Origin of the sequence: Janthinobacterium sp. LS2A, from assembly GCF_036543145.1 — a bacterium.
GTDB lineage: Bacteria > Pseudomonadota > Gammaproteobacteria > Burkholderiales > Burkholderiaceae_D > Janthinobacterium > Janthinobacterium aestuarii.
The window spans coordinates 1-2,302 of sequence record NZ_JAZHPB010000022.1 but is presented as its reverse complement, the minus strand read 5'-3'; the positions used below and the strand labels follow the sequence as shown (position 1 = coordinate 2,302).

Here is a 2,302-nt window from a genome sequence, read left to right as displayed (position 1 = left end):
GCCAAGACCAGCCGTTGCCGTAGGCATGCTCGTCTTCGATCAGCAGGACTTTGTACAAAATAACTAGAACTAATTGGAAAATAAAGGCCTGCAACAGGATTAGATATAATTGATACCGCAGTTAAGATCGGACTCGGCTCCATCATTGCCGGTATTGCCTCCTTTCTTGTAACAAAGAAAAATCATGTCAACGAAAAGCAAAAGACTCGAATTCAACGAGAACGGGAATTATTAGAAAAGGTTGCTAAGGAATTTGAGGCCTTTAGCCATAGTGTGTTTAGTTATTGGGCGATTATTACAGAATGGAATCGTTATAAGTTGGCGAAAAAGGATGTCCCCGACGATAGAAGAGAGGCTTTGGCAGGAGCCAAACGGGAATACTTTATGCCGCAAAAGGTCTTACTAGTGCAGAAGCAAAATTGCTCTTGATGGGAAATTCAGAGGCACAAAAATCCTTGCGTGAATATGCTGATCTGATACGCGAATTCAAAAGAAAAGTTTTTGAACGAAGCACATCGTACAAGGATGAAGAGCTACAGGAATGGCGAGAAAAAATACTTGCGTCCCGCCAAAAATTCTTTGAAGCTTTATCCGCCACGTTCTCCCAGCTTTGACCGCCGCTCATCTAGAGCTCTGCTGATTCGGCTTAGCTTGATAGTGCCGTCGCATACTTGAGTTGCCAGAGGGGGCCGAGTCAGGCCAACAGCAGCCGTTATAGTGCCAGACGAAAGGACAAGTATGGAAAAGTGGCAAAGTCAACGATTTGCCCTAAGGCCCCTAGGTGAGACTCGCACATGGCTTACAGAGAGTTCCCGGTATCCGGAATACTCCCGCATGTTGCTTGACGAGCTTATGAGATTAACGGCTGAAATAAAGACTGACTGGCCCTCGGGTGGTGGGTCGATCCGCAGCGGTGATGTAGGTCATGCTGAACTATGGAGAAAAGTACGTCGCAGAGATCTGCTGTCTGATTCGGTCCGAATCTTCACTGCGATGGCTGTGGAATCTTTCCTCAACTTCTATGGAGTGGTTCGACTGGGGCAGACTCCATTTGACTCGTTTATTGAGAGACTCAGTCAGCCCAAGAAAGTACAAGCACTGTTGAAAATATGTCATGGGATCGATACTAACCAGAGCCTGGCAATAACTAGGACCGTGACTAAAATTGCCGAGCGCCGAAACGATCTAGTCCATCCAAAGGCGAAAGAAGTAGTTGTCGAGATCTCAGAAGCGCATAAAGATGCGGACGCAACACCTATTCCAGACGCAGCAATCGAAGCTGTGCAAGATATGTCTACATTTTATCAGCAATGGACTAGCCTTGTTCCCGAATCAGAATTTCTTTTGCCAGACGAGGAGCAAATTGACTCATTGACTAATTTGGTGGTTTCTGCCAGAAGCTGCCTGTCATCAACGTAGCTAACAAAAAAAGGACTTTAAATGCCCATAAAAAAAGCGCGGCAGGTTCGAGCAGACCACGTCGAAAAGGCCGCAAAATTTTGGAGCCTAAATCCTGGCTACAAAGGTTTTCGAGACAGTACTAGATATGATGTGATCATTAATGGAGAATCATTCCCTCCTAAAGCAATTGTCTCGATTTCTCGCGAACTAGCAAAACTAGGAGATATGCCTCCGTCAAGTTTTGCAGGGGCAAAAGACGGAAAGTGGCACGAAATGTTAAAGAACCTTGGATTCCGGATAGTCCCGAAGGGATTAGTTGTTACGGACTACCATGAAATGGGAGAGGCTGCATCGATTCCGGCCGACATCGAAGACATTGAAGACGAGTACTGCGATAACCCGACTATGCGAGCCACAATGGTTTTGGCACGACTTGGTCAAGGCAAGTATCGTAAGGAGCTGTTATCGCTGTGGGACGATCAATGTGCAGTGACTGGATGTTCCATATTACCTGTGCTTCGGGCATCACATGCGAAGCCATGGTGCAAGTCTAACGACAATGAACGTTTGGACCCCAATAATGGAATTCCACTCGTAGCAACGCTGGACGCATTGTTCGATGCGGGCTTGATTGGATTTGACGAGAAAGGGCATATGCATGTCTCTAAGGAGTTGCGGGACAAAGAATTACTCAAGGGTGTTCCCAATGTCCTCCGCAAAAATCCGACTTCTGCTCAAGCGCTTTATCTCAAGGAACATTTGAGCTCTGTATTTCAAAAAGATGACTTTTGAAATCTCCCGATAACCATGAGGTTAGTGAGAAAAGATATTATCCTTAATATTGATCTTCAAATGAGTTAAGGATGATGGATGTCTGCTGTGGGGCCAGGCTGTGTGAAAC

Annotated in this window: 2 protein-coding genes; both read left to right on the top strand. The window is 45.9% G+C overall.

Going from position 1 to position 2,302, the window contains the following annotated elements:
• Positions 1–834 precede the first annotated feature (834 nt).
• Positions 835–1,419 (top strand): hypothetical protein, encoded by a 585-nt coding sequence (locus V3C40_RS28225; RefSeq protein WP_331779163.1) that lies wholly within the window; start codon positions 835–837, stop codon positions 1,417–1,419.
• Between the two features lie 21 nt (positions 1,420–1,440).
• Positions 1,441–2,193 carry an HNH endonuclease gene (locus tag V3C40_RS28220; RefSeq protein ID WP_331779162.1) on the top strand — a complete coding sequence of 251 codons (753 nt, stop codon included), beginning with the start codon at positions 1,441–1,443 and terminating at the stop codon, positions 2,191–2,193.
• Positions 2,194–2,302 lie beyond the last annotated feature (109 nt).

Excerpts from the sequence above, each read along its gene's own strand:
- V3C40_RS28225 (WP_331779163.1), top strand. The coding sequence starts at position 835 with ATGTTGCTTGACGAGCTTATGAGATTAACGGCTGAAATAAAGACTGAC.
- V3C40_RS28220 (WP_331779162.1), top strand. The coding sequence starts at position 1,441 with ATGCCCATAAAAAAAGCGCGGCAGGTTCGAGCAGACCACGTCGAAAAG.